The organism is Comamonas sp. JNW (genome assembly GCF_003105075.1).
GTDB classification, from domain to species: domain Bacteria; phylum Pseudomonadota; class Gammaproteobacteria; order Burkholderiales; family Burkholderiaceae_C; genus Comamonas; species Comamonas squillarum.
The window spans coordinates 234,598-258,610 of record NZ_QETI01000005.1; the positions used below are offsets into that span (position 1 = coordinate 234,598).

Here is a 24,013-nt window from a genome sequence, read left to right on the forward strand (position 1 = left end):
GTTTGCATCCCAGCGCCTTTGAGGGTCTTTGCAAAAATCGCGCATAAAAAAAGCCGCAACGCAGTGCGGCAGTTGTGGGGGTCAGCTAGGTCTCTCAGGCAGCGGTGCCTTCTGGCGCCGCTGGCAGCTCCTCAAAGAACACCAGGTGATTGCCAAACGGATCTGCAATGCGCATCTCGAGCATGCCCCAGGGCATGCGCTCCAGCCCCGGTTTGGCATGGCGGTAATTTTTGGCTAGCAGGCTTTGCTGGAAGGCCTCGAGTTGCGGCCAGGCAATGCGTACCGTACTGCCGGGGCAGGCATCGCCATGGTGTTCACTCAGATGCAGCAGGCAGGCCAGGCCCGCAGCGCTGTGCAGGCTCAGCTGCTGGTAGAGCGGAAAGTCGTCGCCAAAGCGGTGTGTCCAGTCCTGCACAAAGCCCAGAAACTCCTGGTAGAACTGCGCCGCCCTTTGGGCATCGAAGCTGCGCAGCACGGGAATCACGCAGGGTTGAAAACGCGGGGTGTCGGTCATGGCAGCCAGCCTCCTCAACCCAGCGCCGCAATGACATCGGCGGGCGCCTGCACCAGCTCGATCAACACGCCCTCGCCAGCGATGGGGAATTCGTCATTGCTCTTGGGGTGCAGAAAACAGATGTCATGGCCCGCAGCGCCAGGGCGGATGCCGCCAGGCGCAAAACGCACGCCCTGGGCAGTCAGCCATGCCACGGCCTTGGGCAGGTCGTCAATCCACAGACCGATGTGGTTGAGCGGCGTGGCGTGTACGGCAGGCTTCTTGTCGATGTCCAGCGGCTGCATGATGTCGACCTCGACTGCAAAGGCCCCTTTGCCTATCGCCAGGATATCCTCGTCGACATTCTCACGCTCGCTGCGGAAGCTGCCCGTTTGCGACAGGCCCAGCATGTTCACCCAGAGTTTTTTCATGCGCTCTTTATCGGTGCCGCCTATCGCTACTTGCTGGATTCCCAAAACCTTGAACGGACGCTGTGCTGACATGCTGTATGGCTCCTTGTGTAGATGTGTGGCGCTTGTGCCGCAGCTGCCATTGTGCCAAGGCTTGGCAGCAATGGCGGTAGTGCGTGCGACGCAAACAATGCCATGATCGCTCTTGCGCATCTTCGCGAAATGGTCAACATTGCTTACATATTGCCGCCAACACCATCGGAGAAAAACTCCCCGTATTTACCCCAAATAACTACAATTTAAAGAACTCAATCACCAAATAGCATATTACTATGCTTGAATGATTTTTTAGAGACCCATTGGTCTCGCCGTCCCCGCATTGCGTCCACCATGTTTGCTGACCTGTCCTGCCCCCTACCCAGATCGCCTCTTCAGCCTGAAGTGGGGTTGGCATACCTCAGATCCCTACCGGGACAACCATGCCCCGTCTAAGCCCGCCGATACCCACAGCGACGCATAGCGACGCAACGCCTGTGCAACGCTATGCCCTGCCCAAGCGCAAGCGCAGCTTGCTGTTGAGCATCTGGCCCTTTGTGGCTTTGGCGATCGTACAGACGGTCTTGGCCATCTCCAGTTTGCACATACTGGGGGCCATGCGGGCTTTCAGCTCCGGCGAGAGCCAGTGGAGCAAGGGCCAGAAAGACGCGACCTATGCGTTGGCACGCTATGCGGTGAGCGGCGACCCTGCCGCCTATGATCAGTTCCACCAAGGCCTGCATATCCCCATGAGCGACATGCGGGCGCGCCTGATGCTGGAAGACCAGGGCTATGCTGCCAGGCCCCAGGCAGCCCTGCTGCTGCTGCAAGGCCACAACGAACCCGAAGAGATCAATGCGCTGATCTGGTTGACCGTCTATTTCAAAAACACCGAGTCGATTGGTCAGTTGCTGGCCCGCTGGCAAGACGCCGATGAGCCCTTGCAGGAACTCCAGACGCTGGCGGGCGATATCTATGCCAGCATGCAGCTGGCTCCCCCGACCCCGGTACAAAAGCAAAGCTGGCTGGCCCAGATCAATGCGCTGCAGATACAGCTGTCCGAGGCCGAGCGCGCCTTCAACAAGGTGCTGGGCGATACATCACGGGCGATGAACAAATGGCTGTGGTCGATCAACATCGGCATCGCGCTGGCCATGCTGAGCCTGCTGATGGGCCATACCTGGCGACTGCAGCGCAAGACGGCCCGCGCCGAGGATGCACTGGATCTGGTCAGCGAGCGCGCCTCCACCACGCTGGCTGCCATTGGCGAAGCGGTCATCACCACCGATGCCGCCGGACATGTGATGTACATGAACCGCGCGGCCGAGGAGCTGCTGGGCGTGAGCCTGGAGCAGCTGGTGACCAGTGAACTGGTGCAGCACATGCATGCGTCGCCCTCCTCTGCCGGCAGCGACAAAGACGGCGCCTCTGCATGGGTACAAACGGCCATCGCCGATGCCCTGCAAGGGCGCGAGCACCCGCGTGAGACGATTTTCCGCCTTTGCGATGCGCAGCACCATGTGCGCGAGGTCAAACTCGCTTTTACCCCGATCGGGGACGACATCGGCACGACCGAAGCGGTGTTTGTGTTGCACGATGTGAGCCAGGAGCAACGCTATATCCGCGAGCTGGCCTGGCAGGCCACCCATGACCAGTTGACCGGCCTGGTCAACCGCTATGAGTTTGAGCGCCTGCTCGGTGTGCTCCTGGAGCAGACCAAGCACGAGGACACAGCGCCCGGCGACCATGCCATCATGTACCTGGACCTGGACCAGTTCAAGGTCATCAACGACACGGCAGGCCACATTGCCGGGGACGCCATGCTGCGCGCGATGAGCGCCATGCTGCAGCGCTGCCTGCGGGCCGGGGACACGCTGGCCCGTGTCGGCGGCGACGAATTTGCCATTTTGCTCAAGCACTGCTCCTTTGATGACGCCAAGCGCATTGCCGAGCAGATCCGCGATGCCGCACAGAATGTGCGCATTCAATGGGGTGAGCGCAGTCTGAGTGCAGGCATCAGCATCGGCCTGGTCAAGCTCGCCGCGCCCCTCACCTCGGTGGAAGAAGTGCTGCGCGTCGCCGACATGGCCAGCTACGGCGCCAAGCAGCGGGGCCGCAACAATGTGTATGCCTACGACCCGGGTGTGGACCAGGAGATCGCCCGTTATGTGGGAGAGATGGAATGGGTCGAGCGCATCAAAGCAGCACTGGAAGGTGGGCATTTCTGCCTGTATGCCCAAGCCATTGAAGCACTCAGCACAGCCGCCGACGAGATCGCCGGGGGCGGCCTGCACATTGAGGTGCAAATACGCATGCGCCTGCCCGATGGCAACATCATCAGCCCCGTGCTGTTCATTCCTGCAGCTGAGCGCTACGGGCTGATGCCGATGGTCGACCGCTGGGTGGTCAAGCAAACCTTGCAGACTCTGGCCCACCTGCAAAAAACCGCGCAAAGCCCTGCCATCTCCTGCTGCGCCATCAACCTGTCAGGCACCTCTCTGGGTGACGAGCGTCTGCTGGATTTTTTGCAAGATCAGATCGCACGCCATGGCGTGGACCCGCGCACGCTGTGTTTCGAGATCACCGAGACCGCTGCCATCACACATCTGCCCAACGCCATCCGCCTGGTCAAGGCCTTGAAGGCACTGGGGTGTCGCTTCTCAATGGACGACTTTGGCGCGGGCGTCTCGTCCTTTGGCTCGCTCAAAAACCTGCCCGTGGACTTTCTCAAGATCGATGGCGCCATCGTCGCCGATATGCTCAATGAGCCTGCCCACCGCGCCATGGTGGATGCCATCAATCACCTGGGCCACGCGCTGGACATGAAGACCATTGCCGAGTTCGCATCTACGCCTGAGATTGTGGAGTCCTTGCGCGGCATGGGTATCGACTATGCGCAGGGCTATGCGGTGGGCCGCCCTCAGCCTTTCTCCAACACGATCGCGGTACCATCTTCCAACTGCGTGCATTAGCCGCTGCAGTCCTGGCTGCCTCCTAGCTTCAACTGCTGGCACCGCGTCGCCTGGCCTCGGGCGGCTTGCTTGTCACCGTGTTTGAGGCAGTCAGGAAATCAGACCATTGCAGCTATCGCTCTGGCACGGGCTTGGACCTGCGCGTTTGTGGGCAAGAGACTTGCCGTCTCCCCCGCTGCGTTGGGCCAGCAGTGTCTAATTGCCAACAATCTTAATCCCCTGAATCAGCAAGCATTTTTCTCGAACTTATGATTTACATTAATATAATTAATTAATTTCATAATTTCAATCGTGTTAGTCAATGTGAAAGGATGTCTGCGCTGGGCCAGTGCCCTTGCGCTGTGCTGCGCTTGGTGCGCGGCCCAGGCTACACCGCTGACGTATGTGGTCAACCGGGATGACAGCAACGTGTCCGTGGTCGATGTGGTCAACAAGCGCACCGTCACCACCATTCCTGCCGGTATCGCCATGCCCCAAGAGATTGCCATCAGCCCGGACGGATGCCTTGCCTATCTCTCCAGCGTCTGGTCCGCCACCATTGCGGTCCTCGATCTGGGCAAGCACCAGCTGCTCGCTGGCATCCCTTTGAACCAGGTCAGCAACGGTGTTGTTTTCAGCCCTTCCGGAGCGCTGGCCTATATCGATACCAACACCCCTGGCGGCGGCGCGATTGCTGTCATTGACACGGCCACCCACCAACTCGTGCGCACCTTTCCCGTCAGCCCCCACAACACCCGTGGCATGGCCATCCACCCCGATGGTTCACGCCTGTATGCGCTCGAACAACACCGCGACCCCGATGTCGGGCAAGTCGCGGTGATCGACCCCAGCAGTGGCACGGTGCTCGAACGCATCGGCGTTGGCACGGATGCCAGCGATATCCAGGTTCACCCGGCTGGCACCCTGGCCTATGTGGTCAACCGCGAGTCTCGCCAGGCCCATGGCACTGTCACCGTGATCAATACGCGGACCCACGCCGTCGCCGCCACGGTCGCTGTCGGCAAGCACCCCAGTCGCGTCGCCTTTCACCCCGCAGGCAACCAGGCATATGTCACCAACAGCGGCGACGGCACGGTCTCAGTCATCGACACCGCCAGCCACGCGGTGGTCGGTGTGATCGAGGTGGACCAGACACCGCAGCATGTCGTCTTCCATCCTGCAGGAACGCATGCCTATGTGAGCAATCCGCAGCGCAATAGCCTGTCTATTATTGATACCGCTACCCAGGAAGTGCATGGCGCCGTGACGGTGGGCAGTGCCCCTTGGGGGGTTGCGTTGGCCAGCAATGGGCGCGAGACCGCCACCCCACAGGGTACCAATGGCCTGGAAGCGGGCAGCGTCGTGGCAGGCAAACCCATTCCAATCAGCGGCGTCTGGGCCGGCTTGTTGCTGCTGGTCGTGGGCATGACGGCACTGCACCGCCATGGGCAGAAGCTGATGGGCTAAGCACCCGCTGCAAAAACCCCTGCTTTGGCCGTCCCATGGAGCAAGGGTTGTGCAGACCATCGCTCCAGCAGGCTGGCTGGTGGCGGCCTCCGCCCCAGCCGGCCAAAAACAAAGGCGCCAAGCCTTCGCTTGGCGTCTTTGCGGCGATCTGAGTGCAACAACGTCGCAGTCTTAGCGGCTGCCCTTGCGCGCGGGGCCTGACTTCTTGGCCTGCCCAGGCTTGCCTGCGCCGGCGCGCACGCCAGCCCTTGGCGGCAAGCCGCTGTGCTGGGTCAACAGTTGGCCGGGCTTGGGCTGCGCAGTGCGAAAGCGCACATCGCCCTTGGGCTCCTGCTGCTCTTGCGGGCGGCGCGGCGCCATCGCTACGGCCTTGCCGTCTTTGTTGGTGGTGTAGCCCAGGCCGGTGCCACCCTTGGAGGCAGTGCTGTTCTTTTTGCGCGCGCTCTGGTAGCTGCCATCGACGAGCGGCTGGAAGGTCGGGATCAGGTGCTGCTTGCCATTGCCGATCAGGTCCGAGCGCCCCATGGTCTTGAGTGCTTCGCGCAGCAGCGGCCAGTTGTTGGGATCGTGGTAGCGCAAGAACGCCTTGTGCAGACGGCGGCGCTTTTCACCGCGCACGATATCGACGCGCTCTTCGGCCTCGTCCCGCATCTGGCGGCGCACCTTGGTGAGCGTATTGCGGCCGCTATGGTACATCGCGGTGGCGGTAGCCATCGGGCTGGGGTAGAAGGTCTGCACCTGGTCGGCGCGGAAGCCATTCTTCTTGAGCCAGATCGCCAGGTTCATCATGTCCTCATCGCTAGTGCCCGGGTGGGCCGCAATGAAGTAGGGAATCAGAAACTGCTTCTTGCCCGCCTCTTCGCTGAACTTTTCAAACAGCTGCTTGAAGCGGTCATAGCTGCCAATGCCGGGCTTCATCATCTTGCCCAGCGGTCCTGCCTCGGTGTGCTCGGGGGCGATCTTCAGGTAGCCGCCCACATGGTGCTGCACCAGCTCCTTGATGTACTCGGGCGACTTGACCGCCAGGTCATAGCGCAGGCCCGAGCCGATCAGGATCTTCTTGATGCCAGGGAGCTTGCGCGCGCGGCGGTAGATCTTGATCAGTGGACCGTGGTCGGTGTGCAGGTTCGGGCAGATGCCAGGGAACACGCAGCTGGGCTTGCGGCAGGCCGCCTCGATCTGCGGGCTCTTGCAGCCCAGGCGGTACATGTTGGCCGTGGGACCGCCCAGATCCGAGATGGTGCCGGTGAAACCCTTGACCTTGTCGCGGATGTCTTCGAGCTCCTGGATGATGGAGTCTTCCGAGCGGCTCTGGATGATGCGGCCTTCGTGCTCGGTGATCGAGCAGAAGGTGCAGCCGCCAAAGCAGCCGCGCATGATGTTGACCGAGGTGCGGATCATCTCCCAGGCGGGGATCTTGGTCGCGCCTTCGTGGCTGCCGTTCTCGTCGGCATAGGCCGGGTGCGGGCTGCGGGCATACGGCAGACCGAACACCCAGTCCATTTCGGCGGTGGTGAGCGGAATGGGCGGCGGGTTCATCCACACATCGCGGGCCGTGGCTCCTTCGCCATGGGCCTGTACCAGCGCACGGGCATTGCCGGGGTTGGTTTCCAGGTGCAGCACGCGGTTGGCATGGGCGTACAAAATTGGGTCGCTCTTGACCTCTTCAAAGCTGGGCAGGCGCAGCACGGTGCGGTCGCGCGCCGGCATCTTGGATTTGTGGCGCAGCGACAGATTGGGCACAAACTGCAGCGGCTGCACATTCGACAGCGTGGGCGCGCTTGCGCTGGCAGCAGCCGAGCCACAGGCGGCGGCGGGAGCCGCAGCGGACGCATTGGCGCCCTGCTTTTCTGCATCTTCCTTGGCGCAGCTTTGGCCCTGGGCTTCTGCCTGCTCGCTGGTCGTCATGTAAGGGTTGATGTGGGGCTCGACCTCACCGGGCTCATCGACCGTCGTGGAGTCCACCTCGAACCAGCCCTCCTCCGATGCACGGCGGAAAAACGAGGTGCCGCGCACATCGGTGATGTTCTCCACCGGCTCGCGCGCGGCAATGCGGTGGGCCACTTCGACCAGCGCACGCTCGGCATTGCCGTAGAGCAGGATGTCGCACTTGCTGTCCACCACAATCGAGCGACGTACCTTGTCGCTCCAGTAGTCGTAGTGGGCAATGCGGCGCAGCGAGCCTTCGATGCCGCCCAGCACAATGGGCACATCCTTGTAGGCTTCACGGCAGCGCTGGCTGTAGACGATGGCCGCGCGGTCCGGGCGCTTGCCGCCCACATCGCCCGGCGTATAGGCGTCGTCCGAGCGGATCTTGCGGTCAGCCGTGTAGCGGTTGATCATCGAATCCATATTGCCCGCCGTCACGCCCCAGAACAGGTTGGGCTTGCCCAGCGCCTTGAAGGCCTCGGCACTTTGCCAGTCCGGCTGCGCAATGATGCCCACGCGAAAGCCCTGGGCCTCCAGCACGCGGCCAATCACGGCCATGCCAAAGCTGGGATGGTCCACATAGGCGTCACCGGTGACCAGGATGATGTCGCAGCTGTCCCAGCCCAGCTGGTCCATCTCGGCTCGGCTCATCGGCAGAAATGGCGCAGCACCAAAGCGCTTGGCCCAGTACGGCTTGTAGCTGGTCAGCGGCTTGGCAGCACGTTCAAAAAAAGAAACATCAATCGGGGCAGACATGGGCAACAACAGTCGTGGAGTAATGCACGCGGGGCTCGGCGCCAGGGTGGCGGGGTCCGATATTCTAAAAAAATAGCCCGTAGCGCGCACTTGTACGGGTATTGATGCTATGTATTTGGAAGCATCTGCGGGGGCAAGGCCCCAGTTCAGACCAGGGCGGTCAAGGCATTGCAGCGCGGCGCCAGGCTGGGATAATCACCGGCCCCTGGCTGGCGGGGGCTATGGCCACCAGCATGGGGTATTAAAACCGCATTTTTTGCGCTGCATCAAATAGCTTGCCATTGTCGCATGGCTAAGCGCTGCACCGCAAATAAAAAAGGCAGCCCAAGCTGCCTATGGCGGTCACGCGATACGAGTGATGTTTCTTAACCGGTACCCAATCCTGGCGCTCTTGCTCAGCGCCTTACCACTCACCGCCTTCGCGCACGCGTTGGGCCAGGTCCACATAGCTGCCATCGTCATTGGCACTGGGAGTCGTTGGCAGGGCTGCCAGTACTTCAGTCACATAGGCGGGCGTCTCCAAACCTGCACGTCCGAACCCATGGTTGTTCAAGGAATCCAAATTGGTTTGCAGTTGGTGTTGCATGGTCGCTCCCGGGTAATGTGTCAGTCGGTGGTATGGAATGGTTCTTGGAAAAATCGGGGTAGACTCGCGCCTGGCTGCGCCTGAGGTCTCCGCTGCGGCAAGCCACTCCATCACTGGAGCGCTCCCGTCATTGAAACAATGATATGTGTCTAACGCATGACATCTAGGCGACGTTGACGCATGACAGTGTAAGCAAACGTCTTCTCCCCGCAACGCATGCCCTACACCCTGGCCCAGCCCGTTCACAGCGAACTGATCATCAAGAAAAGCCGTTTCATCGGCTGTGTTCAGCCTGTGCAGGATCGTGCACAGGCCTTGGTCATTGTTCAAAGCCTGCGCGAGCAACACCCCGGCGCCAACCATGTGTGCTGGGCGCTGATGGCGGGCGGGCAGTCTGCCGCCGTCGATGATGGCGAGCCCAGCGGCACAGCGGGGCGCCCGATGCTCGATGTGCTGCGCCACCAGCAGATCGAAGGCGCCCTGGCAACGGTGGTGCGCTATTTTGGCGGCGTCAAGCTGGGCGCCGGCGGTCTGGTGCGGGCCTACACCGACGCCATTGCCCAGGCGATGCTGAAAGCAGAAAAAATCGAGCGCCAGGCGATGACCCGCCTGCAATGCCGCCTGCCCTACGCGCTCGAAGGGGGCATGCGGCGCGAGGTTGCCAGCGCCAACGCACAGTTGCTGCACGTGAGCCACGGCGATGATGTGCTCGCCGAGATCGAGTTGGTCGCGTCGCACGCCCCTGACTTTGTCGCCCGGATGAATGAACTTGGCCAGGGCCGCATCCTCTGGCTTGATGATCCGGCTTGAATCTGGCCGGCTGCCGCGTGTGCGCTCGCGTCCATGTAAAAGAGTAATTCAGTCCTGCGGCGAGACATGCGCGTGCTTTTCAGTGCCGTTATCATCAAACGCGCACGGGTATGCGCTAGCGGGTAGCGCATGGAAATAGCGAGAGTAACTATGGCGATTCATTTATGGGATTACGCACCTGACGCACTGGAAGTATCGATGAGCGAGCTGTTGGTGGCCACCGCCGAAGGCTCCGACGACCTGATTGACCAGAACGTCAAAGAGGTGTTGCACGGCCTGCGCGAGCATCTAAAAATGGATGTGATCTTTGTCTCGGAGATCCGCAATGGCCAGCGCACCTTCAAGCATGTGGACCACAGCGCCGGCAAGGCCTTGATTGAAACCGGAGGCGGCTCCTCGCTGGAGCAATCCTTTTGCCAATGCGTGCTCGACGGCCGCCTGCCGCCGCTGGTGCATGACGCGGCAGAGCACATCGAGTCGGCCAAACTCCCTGCCACCCCTTTCCGCGTTGGCGCCCACCTGAGCACCCCCATTGTGCTGGCCAATGGTGAGATCTACGGCACCCTGTGCTGCTTCAGCACCGAGCCCGACCCGAGTCTGCGCGATACCGATCTGCAAAAACTCGCCGTCGTTGCCAAGCACACGGCACGCCGCATCGATGTGCGCCGCGAGACCGCGCGCGACGCCGAGCTCGAGAAATGGAAGCTGCAGCCAATCGATGAGAAAAAGCAGGCTTGGGCGTTCCCTGGCAAGAAGGGAAACTGAGTTGCAAAAGCTGCTGTAGCAATGGAGCAGCACCGAGACAAGAACGGGGGCTTCTAGCGCTACAATCGGCCGGTTCGCGGGTGTCGTTCAATGGTAGGACTCTTGCTTCCCAAGCAAATAACGTGGGTTCGATTCCCATCACCCGCTCCAGATAAAACAAAACGCGCCTTGCTAGGCGCGTTTTTCATGGGCTGCGGCCGGATGATCAATGCGTGTGCAAACCACCATTGACCGAGAACTCCGCGCCAGTCGCATAGCCGCCATCTTCCGATGCCAGCCAGGCGATGATCGCCGCGATCTCGGTGGGCTCACCCAGGCGCCTCATCGGGATGGTGCCAACGATTTTCTCCAGCACATCGGGACGGATGGCCTTGACCATGTCGGTGCCGATATAGCCGGGGCTCACGGTGTTCACGGTCACGCCCTTGCCGGCCATCTCCTGGGCCAGGGCCATCGAGAAGCCATGCATGCCTGCTTTGGCGGCAGAGTAGTTGGTCTGACCCGCCTGGCCCTTTGCGCCGTTGACGGAGCTGATATTGACGATGCGGCCCCAGCCTTTTTCCACCATATCGGCGACGACCTGCTTGGTCACATTGAACATGGAGTTGAGGTTCGTTTCGATCACCGCTTGCCAGTCATCGGGTGTCATCTTGATGAACATGCGGTCCCGGGTGATACCGGCATTGTTCACCAACACATCGATGCTGCCGTGCTCCGCCTTGGTCTTGGCGAAGGCTTCCACGGTGGATTCCCAGTTGCCGACATTGCCGACCGAAGCGTGGAACTCATAGCCAAGCGCCTTTTGCTCGCCCAACCATTTTTGGAAATCGCGCGTGGGCCCGCAGCCCGCAATCACCTTGAATCCATCTTTGTGCAAACGCTGGCAAATGGCCGTCCCAATGCCTCCCATACCGCCGGTTACGTAGGCCACTTTTTGACTCATCACATCTCCTTGGTTTTGCTTGAAATGCTTGTGCACTACCACTGTAACCAAGAAACGAGGTGTGCAAACGCTCGTTTACGCCAAGGGTACAAATTCTTGCAGTACCTCTCAATTTCGGCGATTTTGACCGGGTATTGCAACAGAAACGCGCCAGATTAACGCGCGGTTTTGATCGTTTTCGCGCCGCATCAGCGCAAACCCTATCACGAAGCAGACAGCCATAGTCAGGTATTTTTATGACAGACTAACGGCGATCGATTCCAGCAAAGGAATGCGTCTGCCTGCGCCATGCAACGCTTTTGAGCGGCTACGGGAACGCATCAAAAAACCGCCTCGGGAGGCGGTTTGTGCGCACGCGGGGCGGTGAACGCTCAGGCGCGTTCCACCGCCAGTGCCACGCCCATGCCGCCGCCGATACACAGGCCGGCAATACCGCGCTTGGAGCCACGGCGTTTCATCTCGTGCAGCAGTGTCACGAGGATGCGCGCACCGGATGCACCAATGGGGTGGCCAATCGCAATCGCGCCACCGTTGACATTGACCTTGCTGGTGTCCAGACCCAGCTCCTGGTTCACGGCGCAGGCCTGGGCCGCAAAGGCTTCATTGAGCTCGAACAAATCGACCTCCTCGGCCTTCCAACCGGTCTTGGCCAGCACCTTGCGCACGGCATGCATGGGGCCCATGCCCATGATCTTGGGGTCCAGGCCCACGGTGGCGAAGCCGACAATGCGTGCCAGCGGCTCAGCACCCAGCTCCTTGGCCTTTTTGGCGCTGGCAATCACCAGGGCGGCGGCACCGTCATTGAGGCCCGAGGCATTGCCGGCAGTCACCGAGCCAGCCTTGTCAAAAGCGGGCTTCAAGCTGGCCAGTGCTTCGCCATTGGTCTTGCGGTTGATGTATTCATCGGCCTTGAAGGCGACCGGGTCACCCTTGCGCTGCGGGATCTGCACGGTGACGATTTCTTCGTCAAACTTGCCGGCATCCTGCGCAGCGGCTGCCTTTTGCTGGCTGGCCAGCGCAAAGGCGTCCTGCTTGTCGCGATCAATCTGAAATTCCTTGGCGACGTTCTCTGCCGTGATACCCATGTGGTACTGGTTGTACACATCCCAGAGGCCGTCGACGATCATCGTGTCGGTCATCTTCCAGTCGCCCATGCGCTGGCCGTCCCGCGAGCCATTGAGCACATGGGGCGAGAGGCTCATGTTTTCCTGGCCGCCGGCCACCACGATCTCGGCATCGCCCTGGCCAACAGCCTGCGCTGCCAGCATGACTGCCTTGAGGCCCGAGCCGCAGACGGCGTTGATGGTCAGCGCCGGCGTCTTCTTGTCCACACCGGCCTTGATCATCGCCTGACGTGCGGGGTTTTGGCCCACACCCGCGGCCAGCACCTGCCCCATGATGACCTCATCGACCTGGTCGGCGCCCACGTTGGCACGGGCCAGCGCCTCCTCGATGACGGTGGCACCCAGGTCCGTCGCGGGCACTTTGGCCAGCGAGCCGCCAAACTTACCAACTGCCGTGCGCACGGCGGAGATGATGACGATGTCTTCCATGATTCTTCCTTTTAAAAAATGGGCACGGATGCCGTTGTCTCTGACGGCCATGCGATGCTAATTATTGCACCGCAGCATTTGAATTGCGATGCAGAAATTGCAACCAGACTGCTAGAACCTGTTCTAGGGGCTTACCAATCATGCTTTGGCTTGCACATAGCTGCCAGGCGCAGGCTCGAGCTCCCAGTAGTCGGTGCGCGCACGGCCATAGCTTTTGGGCGCTGCCACCTTTTTGCCGGCATGCTGGGCCAGCCACTGGCTCCAGTCTGTCCACCAACTGCCCGGCAGTTCGTCGGCGCCGTCGATCCAGGCGTCGATGTCGGCAGGCAATTGGCCATCCTCGCGCAGCCAGTGGCTGCGCTTATTTTTGGCGGGTGGGTTGATGACGCCGGCAATATGGCCCGAAGCTCCCATGACAAAGCGCTTGTCGCCTCCCAGCACCTGGGTGGACGCGTAGGCCGCGCCAATGGGCACAATATGGTCTTCGCGCGAGCCATAGATGTACAGGGGCATATCGATCTTGCCGACATCGAGCTTTTCCCCGCAGACGCTGAGCGCGCCGGGCTGCACCAGCTTGTTTTCCAGGTAGAAGTTGCGCAGGTACCAGGCGTAATAAGGCCCGGGGAGGTTGGTGCAATCGCTGTTCCAGTACAGCAGATCAAAAGGCGGCGGCGTCTCGCCCTTGAGGTAGTTGCCCACCACATAGTTCCACACCAGATCGACCGGGCGCAGAAAGCTGAACGTGGAGGCCAGTTCCTGGCCAGGCATCAGGCCTTTCTGGCCCATGGTCAGCTCGCGGAACTTGACGAAGTTCTCGTCAATGAAGACATCGAGAATGCCGGTGTCCTGGAAGTCCACCAGGGTGGTGAGCAAGGTCGCGCTGGCCACCGAGTCATCGCCGCGCGCGGCCAGCACCGCCAGCGCATTGACCAGCATCGTGCCGCCCACGCAAAAGCCCAAGGCATTGATCTGGGGTTTGCCGGAGATGGCCTTGACCACCTCGATCGCCTCGAGCACCGCGCCGCCGATATAGTCATCCCAGCCTTTGTCCCCCAGGCTGGCATCCGGGTTGCGCCAACTGACGACGAAGGTGCGGTGGCCCTGGGCCACGCTGTAGCGGATCAGCGAGTTGTCGGGCTGCAAGTCCAGGATGTAGTACTTGTTGATGCACGGGGGCACAAACAGCATGGGGCGCTCATAGACCTGGGTGGTCAGCGGCTTGTATTCGATGAGCTGGAACAGCTCGTTCTGGAAGACCACGGCCCCTTCGCTGGTGGCCACATTGCGCCCTACTTCAAACAGCGACTCATCGGTCATCGAGACATGGCCCTGGCGGATGTCAGCCAGCATGTTCTGCAAGCCCTGCGCAATGCTCTGGCCCTGGGTGTCAAGCGCCTTTTTCTGCGCCTCGGCATTGAAGGCCAGGAAATTGCTGGGCGCCGTGGCCGCCAGCCACTGCTCCACGCCGAAGCGGACACGGGCGCGGGTTTTCTCGTCGCCTTGCACGGCGTCCGCCATGTCCATCATGGTTTTGGCATGCAGCGCGTAGCTGGCGGCGGTGAAGGTCGACACAGGGTTGTGCTGCCAAGCGTCGCCGGCAAAGCGCCGGTCCTTGGGCAGGGACACCTCGCCCTTGGCACCTTCGGTCCACAGCGCCAAGGCCGCTTGCGCGTACTGCGCCTGAATGGCCTGCAGCTTTTCCATGTCAAAGCTGACGGGGGGCGCGCCCGCTGGCAGGGCCCCCAGACCGGCGGTGAAGCCTTGGGGGGCACCAACGGCATTGAAGGGAGATGCCATGGTCTGCATGGACTGCATGCGCTCCATCCATTGCTGGGTCATCTGGCTGAGTTGCTGGAACTGGTCGCTGCCCAGTCCCCAATACGGTTGCTGCGTCATCGTCGTCTCCCTGAACAGGCTCCATGCCGGGCATGGGCTTGTGTGCATCTTAGGCGCAAAAAATGGCAGCCGTGTGCTGGCGTGCTGCAAGTTCGGGTAAATTCCAGGGCATGTACCTGATAGCGATAGCCTGGCTTTATGTCGTGGTGTTGATGGCGGTGGTCGAGGCCGCCAGCCCCCAGGGCAGCCTGCTGGGCGCCTTTTTCACCCTGATGCTCTACGGCGCGCTGCCGCTGGGTCTGCTGCTGTTCATTGCCGGCACGCCAGCGCGGCGCCGGATGCGCCACCGGGCCGAAGCCGAGGCGCAACAGGCCCCTGCCCCACCGCCGCCCGATAGCCATTAATGCGCTGAATGCCGCAGTCGCAGGCTGCTGAACACACCCGACATCGCGGCAAAGCCGGCTGCCAGATACAGCGCCACCGTCGTGCCATGGCCGCTGGCCACTGGCCACAAGGTGAAGATGATGGCCACCAGCACAGCGCCCAGCGATTGCCCAGTCAGCCGCGCCGTGCCCAGCATGCCGCTGGCAGCGCCTGCGCGGGCCAGCGGCGCCGAGGTCACGATGGTGTGGTTGTTGGGCGACTGGAACAGCCCAAATCCCAGGCCGCACAAGGCCATGCGCCAGCCGATGTTGAGATCGCTCGGGTCCACCGGCAGCAGCGCCAGGCTCAAGAGGCCCAGCGCCAAAATCGCCATGCCGATGCCGCCCAGCAGGCCATCTTCCACCCGGCCAATCAGCCGGCCAGCCAGCGGGGCCACTATCACGATGGCCACCGACCAGGCCGTCATTAGCATGCCGGCGGCAAAATGGCTGCGCTGCAGCGCATCGAGCAGCAAGAAAGGCAGCGCAATAAAGGACAGCATCTGCGCTGCAAAGGCCCCAATCGACGCCCCCATGGACAGCGCAAAAACGGGAATACGCAGCAAGTCCAGCGGCAGCAAAGGCAGGCTCAGTTTGCGTTGGCGCAGCACATACCAGGCGCCCAGCAGCAGGCCCAGGCCCAGCATCAGCCAGCCTGAGGCGGACGCGCCGCCCGACTCCATGCCATGGCGCGCGCCGATGCGCTCGGCACCCAGAAACACCAGCGAGAACATCGCAAAGTTCAGCGCCACATCGATGGGGGTCAGCTTGGCATGCGGTGCATCCAGCAGCTGCTGCGGGTTGCGCGGCAAGGCCTTGCGGCCCAGCCACAAGGTCAGAATGCCCAGCGGCACATTGATGGCAAACAGCCAGGGCCAGCTGGCCACCGACAAAATCAATGCCGCCACACCAGGGCCGGCCACCGACGAGATGGCCACCACCAGCGAGTTAAGCGCCATGCCCTTGCCCAGCTTGGCCGCCGGGTAGGTCAGGCGCACCAGTGCGGCATTGACGGCCATCACCCCGGCCGCGCCCATGCCCTGCAGGCCGCGCGCTGCAATCAGCAGCCACAGCGACTGGGCCAGCATGGCCACGGCCGATGCCAGCGTAAAACACACGAGACCCACCAGGTAGACCTTGCGGTAGCCAATGCGCTCGCCCAGCGCGGCCAAGGGCAGCAGCAGGCCCAAGGTGCCCAGCTGGTAGGCATTGATGACCCAGATCGCCTCGGCAGGCGATGCCTGCAGTTCCTTGGCCACCGTGGGCAGCGCCAGGTTCATGATGCTGCCATCGAGCACGGCCACGATCAGGCCCAGCACAATGACCAGCATCGCCAGGCGCCGCTCGGGCATGGGCAGACCCTCGCTCAGCGAGGCCGGTTGCATGCGTGCCTCAGCCACGGCAGATCACCGGCATCTGTGGATGGGCAGTTTTCATATGGCGACGCTTTCCACCACCTGGGGCTTGCCCGGGTAGAGCATGGTCAGGTGGGGAATGCCATCTTCCAGATAGGGCTCGGAGACAACGTCGAATCCGCAGCCTTCGTAGAATTTTTGCAAATAGGCCTGCGCGCCAATGCGAATGGCGGTGCCTGGCCACAGGCGGTCGGTTTCGGCCATCGCGTGGCGCATCAGCTCCCAGCCAGCCCCCGTGCCGCGCATCGCCTGCATGACGGCCACGCGGCCAATCGACGGCTCTGCATAGGCCAGTCCCGGCGGCAGCACCCGCACATAGGCTTGGAGCACGCCTTGCGCATCACGCCCCAGCAGGTGCCAGGCGTCCTGGTCTTTGTAGTCCAGGTCCTGGAAGGCGACCTGCTCGGCAATAAAGACCTGGCAGCGCACATGCAGCAGGTCATAGAGTTGCTGCAGATTGAGTGCCGAGAAGGGCTGGAAGGACCAGCTCAGCTGGTCCACTGTTGAAGAAGGCTTTGGCATGTTCTGTCCATCTATCGAGGGCCTGGGGACAGTGGCCACAGGCCCAGCTGCGCGCTCGCGCACCATTGCGCGAGCGTGGAAATCAGTCGGTCTTGATCTGCTTTTTGGCGGCCTGCAAAGACTGCACGACCTCGGGCATCACGTACTTGAACGTGCCCGTTGCATGGCTGCACAAGGCACCCTGCTCGTCATAGAGCCAGGCCTCGCAAAACGCCATGCGGCTGCTGCGCGAGAGCAGCTTGCCCTTGGCCACCAAGGCGCCTTTGGCCGGCGCCATGAAGCTGGTTTTCATCTCAATCGTCACCGCGCCACTGCCGGGGATGGCACTGCGCGCCGCATGGGCCATCGTCACATCAAGCAAGGTCATCGATGCACCGCCATGGGTGACTTCGTAGCTATTGAGGTGTTCGGGCCGGGCCCGGTAATGCAGCTCCGCCTCGCCGTTTTCCCAGCGGTGCAAGCGAAAGCCCAGGTGGCTGACAAAGGGGATTTCAACTTCAAAGGGCAGCACAGCACAGGCTCCAGCAACAGGCAAGCGTGGAGCATACCGCCTTTGGGCGCTGCCCTGGGGCAAACCCTGACATACAAGCGACAGCCAGTCGGGCAATACGCTGGCGAGCGCCATCTGAACCGATTCTTACAGCGTGGCGATGGCCACGCCCCCGCGCAAACGCTGCTGCACCACGGTCGCCATGCCGGCAGGCGCTTGGGCCAGCAAGGCGGGCCAGGCGCTCTGCGCCTGCCGCACCATGTCCTTGAGCAGGCTGATATGGCGCGGCACGCGCAGCAGACCGGCGGCCTTCAGAAGGGCCGCCACATCGTCCCAGCTGAGCGCCCGCATACTACTGTCAATGGCCTTGTTGACGGCATACTGCTGCGGGGCCGAACCGTCGATGAAGGCCGCGACGCAGACACAGTCGTAGACGGGGGCCAGGCGCGGCTGGCGCCCATCGGGGTAGACCAGCGCCCAGTTCTTCAGGTGCGCATCGGTATTGCCCATCAGGATCGCGGCCACGGTACGTGCCAGAAACTCCCGGGTATCGGCCACAGGCTGCGGGCTCAAGCGGTCGAGCACGCGCAGCATCGTCGGCCAGTCCTGCTGCAGGCCCTTGCCGTACTTGTGGCGCGGCGCATAGCCCAGCGCCTGGTTGAACTCTTCCATGTGCACGCGTGTGCCATCGGGCAGGTGGTCAAAGCGTTGCACGGCCAATATCTCGTCAAACGGCAGCTGCTCGGGCAGATCGGCCTGGGCGCGGCTGATGATCTGTGCATCGGCCGTTGTCAGCCCCAAGGACTGGCACAGCTGGTAGCAGCTGAACTCGTTGGCCACCAAGTCCGGGTGCTGGGTGCTGGGCAGCTTCAGGATCACGCTGCCCGCCGCGCCCCGGCGGCGCACGGTGTAGCGCCGGCCATCCTGCACCGCGCTGAACTTGGTGACGATGCCCGGCAGCGACGCGGCATCGGCCACCGGAAACTCGACAAAACCGGGCTCGAGCACATCGAGGCCTTGCGAGGTATGCCAATGGCGCACCACGTCGGGAATGGCTTCGTCGCGGGGCACCGGCTCCACCTCCAGCCCGCCCATCAGATCGTGTCCGGCAGCGGCCAGCAGCTCAAACTCGTCATCGGGGGAGCAGCCCCGCTCAGCGGCCAGGCGCTGGCGGTTGTGGCCTTCGGGCAGCAGATTCTGGAAATAGACCGGCCAGCGCCCATCGGTGCGCACCAGCCGGGCATCGCGCGCGGCATGCAAGATGCGCTGGGTGTCGGCCTCCGCCGCGCCCTGGTAGCTGAGCGAGAGCACAGGCCGCTCCGGATCCGCGATATAGCTGTCCTCGAATGAGACGCGCAGGATATCGCCGTACTGCGACAGGTAGCCGATGGCGCGCCGCCCTCCGCCCATGCTGCCAGGCAAGTGCATATAAAGACGCAGGTAGCGGATGGAGGTACTCATTCAGTGCATGGCTTGCCCAAAGCCATCCTTCAGGGCTGGCGACCGGCCAGGCTGTCCACGACCGAAGGTGGCGCCTCCGCACCGGTTGGCTGGCCTAAAAACTTGCCGCCCGACTGGATAAAGGCTTGCAGCGCGGGCAAAAGATCTGCCGGCAATGCCACAAGCTGCATGCCCAGCACCCGGGCCATTTCGGCCACGGTCGAGTAGCGCGGGTCAACATCGCCGGTTTCAGTGCGCTGCACCGCCATGCGCGAGAGCCCCGCCTGCTCGGCCAATTGGGCCTGGGTCAGTTGCTGGGCTTTGCGGGCTGCCACCAAGGTGGCCATCAAGGGGGTAGTCATGCTGCACATTCTACTCTTTATTGATTAAATGAGTAGATTAAATGGCACACTTGATATTACGAAAGATTCACAAAGTACTCATTGTGAGATAAATGAGTACTTTAAGAGCAAAGCTTGAGCGATGACGAAGCCCCTAGGCCACCCAGATGCAAGCGGCAAAGCGCCCGGTGCCCCCACCGGGTGAGCCATCTCGCCGGTGCGAGAAAAACCGCTCTTTGTTGGCCACGGTGCACCAGTCCTGGCTGCCGTCATTGCCAAACAACTGCGCAAGGCCCAAGCGCTGCAAGCGGTAGCGGGCCAGCCCGCTCAGGTTGGCAAAATACTTGCCCGGCGCGCCGGGTTCGAACAGCGGCGCGCAATCCGGATCCGGCCCGACAAAGGCGGCCTGCACCTCGGCACCCACTTCAAACGCGGGCTGGCTGATGCATGGACCCAGCCAGGCCATGGTCTGCGCGGCAATCTGGTTATCGCTCAGGCCAGCCTGGCCCGCCTGTCGGCGCACCCGATCGGCATAGGCCACAAAGCAGTTCTCCAGCACCCCTAACCCGTCCTGTCCCAGCAAACCCCGCCAACCGGCGTGGGCGGCGCCTACCACCGGCAGCTGCTGGTGACAGAACAAGACCGGCAGACAGTCGGCTGCCATGACGGTGCAGCCCAGCCCCGGCACATCACTGACGCTGGCATCGGCCGGCTGCTCCTCGCCGCCGCCTTCACCCAGCACCTGCACATGCCTGCCATGCACCTGGCGCACAAATACCGGCTGACGGGGGCGGGCCTGGTCGGCACCGTAGCCGGCCTGCTGCTCCAGCGCCTGCATGGCCTGGGCGAGCAGCTGACGGTTGCTTTGCACATGGCCGGGAACATCGCCCACGTTAAAGCTCAGGTTGGTGGTGCCAAACAGGCCTTCGCTGGCGCCGCCAGCGCGCGTGGTGCAGAGCGCAAACACACCCGGTGGCGTGGGCCACTCGGGCAGCAGCCAGTCGGCGGGAAAGTGGTTGGACGCAGCGCCACTCATGGCTGGGCATCCGGGCAGGCGGCAGGCTGGGCCTTTTGCACCGCATCCGTCGCCATGGCGGCCTCATAGGCGGCCATGGTCAGCGGCAGACCGTCAAGGCTGACCTTGAAGCGCTGGGCATTGAAGATTTGCGGCACCAGCGCGCAGTCGGCCATCGTCAGGCTATCGCCCCAGCAAAAACGCGATGGCGCCAAGCCTTGCGCCTGGCGCTCGGCCGCCAGCAGCACCAATTGGCGCTCAAAGGCCTCCAGCCCGGTACGGCACCAGTGCTGGTACCACTGGGTTTTTTCAGCATCGCTGTGGCCCAGCTCGCCGGTCAGGTAGGCCAGCACCCGCAGGTTGTTGATCGGGTGGATCTCGCAGGCAACCTGCAGGGCCAGCGCGCGGATGCGGGCACGGGCCAGCGCATTGCCCGGCAGCATCGAAGGCGTCTGCGGGTAGGCCTCGTCCAGCCACTCGATCACGGCCAGCGACTGGTTCAGCCACAGGCCGTCATCGGTCTCCAGCGCGGGCACCAGCGCGTCGCCCACATGGCTGGCAAAGGCGGGTTCGCGGTGCTCGGCCTTGACCAGGTGCACCGGCAGATAGTCATAGGCCAGGCCCTTGGCCTGCATCGCAATGCGCACCCGGTAGGACGCGGACGAGCGGAAATAGTTGTGCAGCTTCATGGCAACCGAGCATAACGCAGGGCGCTGCAGCAGCCGGTCATCCAGTCCCCCGCATGACAGCTGGCGTTGCCTGGCATGCCAGGGCCAGCATGGGCGCAGACCGCGATCCTGCAAAGCGGTTTGTTTTGCCGCATAATTTTTGGCACCGCTTCAACCGGGCGGTTTCCTCCCGCCTCCAACCAAAGTCCAGCATGAGCCAATACGTCATCCCTCCAGCCTCGCCAACCGGCGTACCTGTTCAAGGCAGCGACCAGCTGTTCCCCGTGCGCCGCGTCTACTGCGTGGGCCGCAACTACGAAGATCACGCCAAGGAAATGGGCTTTACCGGCCGCGAGGCGCCCTTCTTCTTCATGAAGCCCGCTGATGCGGTGGTGCCCGTGGCCACAGGTAGCAGCGGCCAGATCGCCTACCCAACGCTCACCAGCAACCTGCACCACGAGATCGAGCTGGTGGTGGCCATTGGCAAGGGCGGCAAGAACATTGCTGCAGCGGACGCCGCCGCGCACATCTGGGGCTATGGCGTGGGGCTGGACATGACGCGCCGCGACCTGCAAAACGACATGAAAAAGCAAGGCCGCCCCTGGGAGATCGGCAAGGCCTTTGAAGGCAGCGCACCCATCGCAGCCCTGGTGCCCGCCGCCCAGGCCGGTGATGTCAACAACGCCGAGATCTGGCTCAAGGTCAACGGTGCCGAACGCCAGCACAGCAATGTGCAAAAGCTGATCTGGAACATTGCCGAGACCATTGAAGTGATCTCGCAAGCCTGGGAGCTGCAAGCCGGTGACCTGATCTTCACCGGCACGCCCGAAGGCGTGGCCGCAGTCGTCAAGGGCGATGTGCTCGAAGGCGGCGTGACGGGCCTGCCCCCATTGAAAATCGAGCTGGTGTAAGGCCAGGACAACGCGCCACCCGCTGCGGTGGCGCTTTTTTTCGTCCCTGGCCGCGAGCAGCGCGACCTTGACGCACAATAGACCGCATGACCTCACGCGCCCCCGTTGATTTTTGCCGCCGCTGCGGCACCCAGGTTGAGCACCGACTGCCCGATGACGGCGACACCAAGATCCGCGCGATCTGCCCGGCCTGCCATACCGTGCACTACGAGAACCCGCTGAACGTGGTGGGCACCGTCCCCTATATGGGCGACAAGGTGCTGCTGTGCCTGCGCAATATCGAGCCACGCAAAGGTTACTGGACCTTGCCGGCCGGCTTCATGGAGCTCGATGAGACCACCGGCCAGGGCGCCGAGCGCGAGACCGATGAGGAAGCGGGCGCCGACATCGCGATGGGCCCGCTGTTTTCGCTGGTCAATGTGCCGCATGTCGGCCAGGTACACCTGTTCTACCTGGCCCAGCTGCAAAGCACCGAATTCAAGCCCGGCTGGGAGACCATCGAAGCGCGGCTCTTCAGCGAGGCCGAGATTCCTTGGGACCAGATCGCCTTTCGCACCGTCAAGGTCACGTTGCAGCGCTATTTTGAAGACCGCAAGCGCGGCGCATTCGGCATCCATGTGATCGATCTGGAGACACCCGCCGGCCCCTTGGTTCCCCCCAAGGCTACCGAAGCGTCCACCACCTCGGCCGCTTCCTGACCAGTGTGCAAGCCATGACTTCTACCTTCACCCCGACCACCTCCTCCATCCGTCGCCGCCTGCTGGGCAGCTTGGTACTGCCCGCCGTGGCGGCCAGCAGCGCCTGGCTGCCAGGCCTCGCCCATGCCGCCAAGCTGCAGGACATGGCGCTGGCCCTGGTCGAGAAATACAAGCTTGGCCACAGCCTGCCCCAGGTGGGTTTGCAGATTGCGGCCAAATCGTCCGAGTACCAAGACTTGATCGACAAGATGGGCCAGCAGCAAGCGGGCCAGGCGATGATTGCAGCGACACGCTCGGTCGCAGCCGACTACCAAAAGCGCTGGGACACGCAGCTGGCTGCCGCCTACGCACAGAATTTCAACGAGGCCCAGCTGCAGTCCTTGCTCGACCAGGGCCCGCAATCGCCGCATGCGCAGCTGATGCAAAGCAAGCAGGCCGACATCAACCGCATGATGCAGCAGTCGAGCTCGGGCCTGCTGCGCGAGATGATGGCCAAGGCCTATACCAAGGCGCAGCAACCATCCCCAGCACCCAGCTCCTCGGCCAAAAAGCCCAAGCCCTGAGTCGCAGGGGAACCACACCTGCTTTGCGCGTGATTCTGCAACGCGCGCTGACACGACAATGCCGTACCCACTGCCAAGTGGCTACGGCATTTTTGATGGGCTGCTTATTTAGCGGCTGTCGCGCTTGGCCTGTGCCGCCCGGGTTTTGGACTGGCCGCTGGCCTTGATTTTCTTGTTCACCGGCTGGGCGTTGATGGGGTTGCCCCGGCTGGCCGCGGCCGGCTGGCGGGTAGGCACCGCGCCGCGCGCAGCAGCGGCTGCGTTACCGCCGACCTCGGCATTGGCAGCGGTGGTTTTGCGTGCTTTGGCCGGTGCCGCTGCCGCTTTCTTCGCAGGGGCCTTGGTGGACTTGGCTGCTGGTTTTTTGACCGCAGCGGCCTTCTTAGGGGCGGTCGCTTTCACGGCGGTCTTGGCTGCTTTGCGCGGCGCGGCAGCAGGCGTTGCGGACGCCGTCTTGGTCGCAGGCTTTTTCACCGCGCTCTTGGCTGCGGACTTGGTCGCGGTCTCGCTTGCTGTTTTTGTAGCAGTTTTGGTTGCAGTCTTTTTTACCGCCTTCGCAGGGGCAGCTGCACGTTGGGTCGCTGCGCCTGCCGTACTCTTGGCAGCAGTAGCCTGGAGCTTGGCCAGCCGCTCTTCAAAGCGGCCGAGCACGTCCTGCATCACATCGGCTTTGAGTTCGGTGCGGCTGTTCTCATTGCCAGTGGGCCTGCGGGCGGCGGCCGGGCCCTTTTGGGTTTTCACCGACTGGCGTTGGTAGAGATCGCGGTACTTGGCGCGCAAGGTACGGCTGCGGGTGATCTTGCTGCTGAGCTGACGCTCGGTCAGATCCTTGATCGCATTGGCACGGCTGGCTTGGAACAATTCCAATTCAGGCTTGGTCAGCAAGGTCTGAACTTGTCTCAGGGTATAGCTCACGGCATCTCCTCTGCATAAAAAAGCAGGGCCGCCGGATAGCGGCCACTGGCGTTTTTCATCGTATTGACATCTGGTGCG

General features: G+C 62.4%; 23 protein-coding genes and 1 tRNA gene. 9 read left to right on the top strand and 15 right to left on the bottom strand.

Features of this window, described 5'->3' with window-relative positions; all coding sequences use genetic code 11:
• Positions 1–94: 94 nt before the first annotated feature.
• Positions 95–514: a glyoxalase superfamily protein gene (locus DCO45_RS10015; RefSeq protein ID WP_116925701.1), complete on the bottom strand. Its 420-nt coding sequence runs from the start codon at positions 512–514 to the stop codon at positions 95–97.
• 14 nt (positions 515–528) lie between these two features.
• Entirely contained in the window at positions 529–996 is a 468-nt protein-coding gene (locus DCO45_RS10020; protein ID WP_116925774.1) for a VOC family protein, read from the bottom strand.
• 386 nt (positions 997–1,382) lie between these two features.
• Here DCO45_RS10020 and DCO45_RS10025 point away from each other — a divergent pair, with 386 nt between their 5' ends.
• The gene (locus tag DCO45_RS10025) at positions 1,383–3,911 is read left to right on the top strand and encodes an EAL domain-containing protein (protein ID WP_116925702.1); all 2,529 of its coding nucleotides are present in this window, start codon (positions 1,383–1,385) and stop codon (positions 3,909–3,911) included.
• A 291-nt stretch (positions 3,912–4,202) separates the two neighbouring features.
• A complete protein-coding gene (locus DCO45_RS10030) occupies positions 4,203–5,357 on the top strand; it encodes a YncE family protein (RefSeq protein ID WP_165841172.1) in 1,155 nt (384 codons plus the stop codon).
• Between the two features lie 171 nt (positions 5,358–5,528).
• Here DCO45_RS10030 and DCO45_RS10035 read toward each other — a convergent pair whose 3' ends face one another.
• Both DCO45_RS10035 and DCO45_RS10040 read right to left on the bottom strand, forming a co-directional pair.
• The gene (locus DCO45_RS10035; RefSeq protein ID WP_116925704.1) at positions 5,529–8,042 is read right to left on the bottom strand and encodes a YgiQ family radical SAM protein; all 2,514 of its coding nucleotides are present in this window, start codon (positions 8,040–8,042) and stop codon (positions 5,529–5,531) included.
• Positions 8,043–8,445: 403 nt separating this feature from the next.
• Complete coding sequence (locus DCO45_RS10040) at positions 8,446–8,628, bottom strand: hypothetical protein (RefSeq protein WP_021028080.1); 183 nt, start codon at positions 8,626–8,628, stop codon at positions 8,446–8,448.
• Positions 8,629–8,844: 216 nt separating this feature from the next.
• Between DCO45_RS10040 and DCO45_RS10045 the strand changes: the two genes are divergently transcribed.
• The 3 genes from DCO45_RS10045 to DCO45_RS10055 all read left to right on the top strand — a co-directional run bounded on the left by DCO45_RS10045 (position 8,845) and on the right by DCO45_RS10055 (position 10,353).
• A complete protein-coding gene (locus DCO45_RS10045; protein WP_116925705.1) occupies positions 8,845–9,438 on the top strand; it encodes a YigZ family protein in 594 nt (197 codons plus the stop codon).
• A gap of 198 nt (positions 9,439–9,636) precedes the next feature.
• Positions 9,637–10,203 (top strand): GAF domain-containing protein, encoded by a 567-nt coding sequence (locus tag DCO45_RS10050; RefSeq protein WP_232539345.1) that lies wholly within the window; start codon positions 9,637–9,639, stop codon positions 10,201–10,203.
• A 76-nt stretch (positions 10,204–10,279) separates the two neighbouring features.
• A tRNA-Gly gene (locus DCO45_RS10055) sits at positions 10,280–10,353 on the top strand.
• A 55-nt stretch (positions 10,354–10,408) separates the two neighbouring features.
• Here DCO45_RS10055 and phbB read toward each other — a convergent pair.
• From phbB to phaC, 3 genes are all read right to left on the bottom strand, one after another.
• Positions 10,409–11,146: an acetoacetyl-CoA reductase gene (gene phbB / locus DCO45_RS10060; protein WP_116925775.1), complete on the bottom strand. Its 738-nt coding sequence runs from the start codon at positions 11,144–11,146 to the stop codon at positions 10,409–10,411.
• A 371-nt stretch (positions 11,147–11,517) separates the two neighbouring features.
• Positions 11,518–12,699: an acetyl-CoA C-acetyltransferase gene (locus DCO45_RS10065; RefSeq protein WP_116925707.1), complete on the bottom strand. Its 1,182-nt coding sequence runs from the start codon at positions 12,697–12,699 to the stop codon at positions 11,518–11,520.
• A gap of 138 nt (positions 12,700–12,837) precedes the next feature.
• On the bottom strand, positions 12,838–14,595 hold the full coding sequence (gene phaC / locus DCO45_RS10070) for a class I poly(R)-hydroxyalkanoic acid synthase (protein WP_116925708.1): 1,758 nt from the start codon (positions 14,593–14,595) through the stop codon (positions 12,838–12,840).
• A 62-nt stretch (positions 14,596–14,657) separates the two neighbouring features.
• Here phaC and DCO45_RS10075 point away from each other — a divergent pair, with 62 nt between their 5' ends.
• On the top strand, positions 14,658–14,939 hold the full coding sequence (locus DCO45_RS10075; RefSeq protein ID WP_232539346.1) for a hypothetical protein: 282 nt from the start codon (positions 14,658–14,660) through the stop codon (positions 14,937–14,939).
• Here the strand turns inward: DCO45_RS10075 and DCO45_RS10080 are convergent.
• The 7 genes from DCO45_RS10080 to maiA form a co-directional block, all read right to left on the bottom strand.
• Positions 14,936–16,342 carry an MFS transporter gene (locus tag DCO45_RS10080; RefSeq protein WP_116925709.1) on the bottom strand — a complete coding sequence of 469 codons (1,407 nt, stop codon included), beginning with the start codon at positions 16,340–16,342 and terminating at the stop codon, positions 14,936–14,938. The two genes, DCO45_RS10075 and DCO45_RS10080, sit on opposite strands and share 4 nt — an antisense overlap.
• A 48-nt stretch (positions 16,343–16,390) precedes the next feature.
• Positions 16,391–16,894: a GNAT family N-acetyltransferase gene (locus DCO45_RS10085; RefSeq protein WP_116925710.1), complete on the bottom strand. Its 504-nt coding sequence runs from the start codon at positions 16,892–16,894 to the stop codon at positions 16,391–16,393.
• Between the two features lie 82 nt (positions 16,895–16,976).
• Positions 16,977–17,405, bottom strand: coding sequence for a PaaI family thioesterase (locus tag DCO45_RS10090; protein ID WP_116925711.1), 429 nt, complete (start codon positions 17,403–17,405; stop codon positions 16,977–16,979).
• A gap of 126 nt (positions 17,406–17,531) precedes the next feature.
• Positions 17,532–18,845, bottom strand: a complete 1,314-nt coding sequence (locus DCO45_RS10095) for a HipA domain-containing protein (RefSeq protein WP_116925712.1) — start codon at positions 18,843–18,845, stop codon at positions 17,532–17,534.
• Positions 18,846–18,874: 29 nt separating this feature from the next.
• Positions 18,875–19,186: a helix-turn-helix transcriptional regulator gene (locus DCO45_RS10100; RefSeq protein WP_116925776.1), complete on the bottom strand. Its 312-nt coding sequence runs from the start codon at positions 19,184–19,186 to the stop codon at positions 18,875–18,877.
• Positions 19,187–19,319: 133 nt separating this feature from the next.
• On the bottom strand, positions 19,320–20,201 hold the full coding sequence (locus tag DCO45_RS10105; RefSeq protein WP_116925713.1) for a polyphenol oxidase family protein: 882 nt from the start codon (positions 20,199–20,201) through the stop codon (positions 19,320–19,322).
• Positions 20,198–20,869 carry a maleylacetoacetate isomerase gene (gene maiA / locus DCO45_RS10110; protein ID WP_116925714.1) on the bottom strand — a complete coding sequence of 224 codons (672 nt, stop codon included), beginning with the start codon at positions 20,867–20,869 and terminating at the stop codon, positions 20,198–20,200. Before maiA ends, DCO45_RS10105 begins: the two co-directional genes overlap by 4 nt.
• Before the next feature lie 191 nt (positions 20,870–21,060).
• Here maiA and DCO45_RS10115 point away from each other — a divergent pair, with 191 nt between their 5' ends.
• From DCO45_RS10115 to DCO45_RS10125, 3 genes are all read left to right on the top strand, one after another.
• Entirely contained in the window at positions 21,061–21,759 is a 699-nt protein-coding gene (locus DCO45_RS10115) for a fumarylacetoacetate hydrolase family protein (protein ID WP_116925715.1), read from the top strand.
• Between the two features lie 86 nt (positions 21,760–21,845).
• Positions 21,846–22,457, top strand: a complete 612-nt coding sequence (locus DCO45_RS10120) for an NUDIX hydrolase (protein ID WP_116925716.1) — start codon at positions 21,846–21,848, stop codon at positions 22,455–22,457.
• Between the two features lie 14 nt (positions 22,458–22,471).
• Entirely contained in the window at positions 22,472–23,020 is a 549-nt protein-coding gene (locus tag DCO45_RS10125; protein WP_116925717.1) for a hypothetical protein, read from the top strand.
• A gap of 108 nt (positions 23,021–23,128) precedes the next feature.
• On the opposite strand, the gene DCO45_RS10130 is transcribed toward DCO45_RS10125, so the two are convergent.
• Positions 23,129–23,935, bottom strand: a complete 807-nt coding sequence (locus tag DCO45_RS10130) for a hypothetical protein (RefSeq protein WP_133248129.1) — start codon at positions 23,933–23,935, stop codon at positions 23,129–23,131.
• Positions 23,936–24,013 lie beyond the last annotated feature (78 nt).

What these genes read in the sequence shown, in the direction of transcription:
- DCO45_RS10015 (WP_116925701.1), bottom strand. Translation starts at nt 514, where the DNA reads ATGACCGACACCCCGCGTTTTCAACCCTGCGTGATTCCCGTGCTGCGC.
- DCO45_RS10020 (WP_116925774.1), bottom strand. Translation starts at nt 996, where the DNA reads ATGTCAGCACAGCGTCCGTTCAAGGTTTTGGGAATCCAGCAAGTAGCG.
- DCO45_RS10025 (WP_116925702.1), top strand. Translation starts at nt 1,383, where the DNA reads ATGCCCCGTCTAAGCCCGCCGATACCCACAGCGACGCATAGCGACGCA.
- DCO45_RS10035 (WP_116925704.1), bottom strand. Translation starts at nt 8,042, where the DNA reads ATGTCTGCCCCGATTGATGTTTCTTTTTTTGAACGTGCTGCCAAGCCG.
- DCO45_RS10040 (WP_021028080.1), bottom strand. Translation starts at nt 8,628, where the DNA reads ATGCAACACCAACTGCAAACCAATTTGGATTCCTTGAACAACCATGGG.
- DCO45_RS10045 (WP_116925705.1), top strand. Translation starts at nt 8,845, where the DNA reads ATGCCCTACACCCTGGCCCAGCCCGTTCACAGCGAACTGATCATCAAG.
- DCO45_RS10050 (WP_232539345.1), top strand. Translation starts at nt 9,637, where the DNA reads ATGAGCGAGCTGTTGGTGGCCACCGCCGAAGGCTCCGACGACCTGATT.
- phbB (WP_116925775.1), bottom strand. Translation starts at nt 11,146, where the DNA reads ATGAGTCAAAAAGTGGCCTACGTAACCGGCGGTATGGGAGGCATTGGG.
- DCO45_RS10065 (WP_116925707.1), bottom strand. Translation starts at nt 12,699, where the DNA reads ATGGAAGACATCGTCATCATCTCCGCCGTGCGCACGGCAGTTGGTAAG.
- phaC (WP_116925708.1), bottom strand. Translation starts at nt 14,595, where the DNA reads ATGACGCAGCAACCGTATTGGGGACTGGGCAGCGACCAGTTCCAGCAA.
- DCO45_RS10075 (WP_232539346.1), top strand. Translation starts at nt 14,658, where the DNA reads ATGGCAGCCGTGTGCTGGCGTGCTGCAAGTTCGGGTAAATTCCAGGGC.
- DCO45_RS10080 (WP_116925709.1), bottom strand. Translation starts at nt 16,342, where the DNA reads ATGCAACCGGCCTCGCTGAGCGAGGGTCTGCCCATGCCCGAGCGGCGC.
- DCO45_RS10085 (WP_116925710.1), bottom strand. Translation starts at nt 16,894, where the DNA reads ATGCCAAAGCCTTCTTCAACAGTGGACCAGCTGAGCTGGTCCTTCCAG.
- DCO45_RS10095 (WP_116925712.1), bottom strand. Translation starts at nt 18,845, where the DNA reads ATGAGTACCTCCATCCGCTACCTGCGTCTTTATATGCACTTGCCTGGC.
- DCO45_RS10100 (WP_116925776.1), bottom strand. Translation starts at nt 19,186, where the DNA reads ATGACTACCCCCTTGATGGCCACCTTGGTGGCAGCCCGCAAAGCCCAG.
- DCO45_RS10105 (WP_116925713.1), bottom strand. Translation starts at nt 20,201, where the DNA reads ATGAGTGGCGCTGCGTCCAACCACTTTCCCGCCGACTGGCTGCTGCCC.
- maiA (WP_116925714.1), bottom strand. Translation starts at nt 20,869, where the DNA reads ATGAAGCTGCACAACTATTTCCGCTCGTCCGCGTCCTACCGGGTGCGC.
- DCO45_RS10115 (WP_116925715.1), top strand. Translation starts at nt 21,061, where the DNA reads ATGAGCCAATACGTCATCCCTCCAGCCTCGCCAACCGGCGTACCTGTT.
- DCO45_RS10120 (WP_116925716.1), top strand. Translation starts at nt 21,846, where the DNA reads ATGACCTCACGCGCCCCCGTTGATTTTTGCCGCCGCTGCGGCACCCAG.
- DCO45_RS10125 (WP_116925717.1), top strand. Translation starts at nt 22,472, where the DNA reads ATGACTTCTACCTTCACCCCGACCACCTCCTCCATCCGTCGCCGCCTG.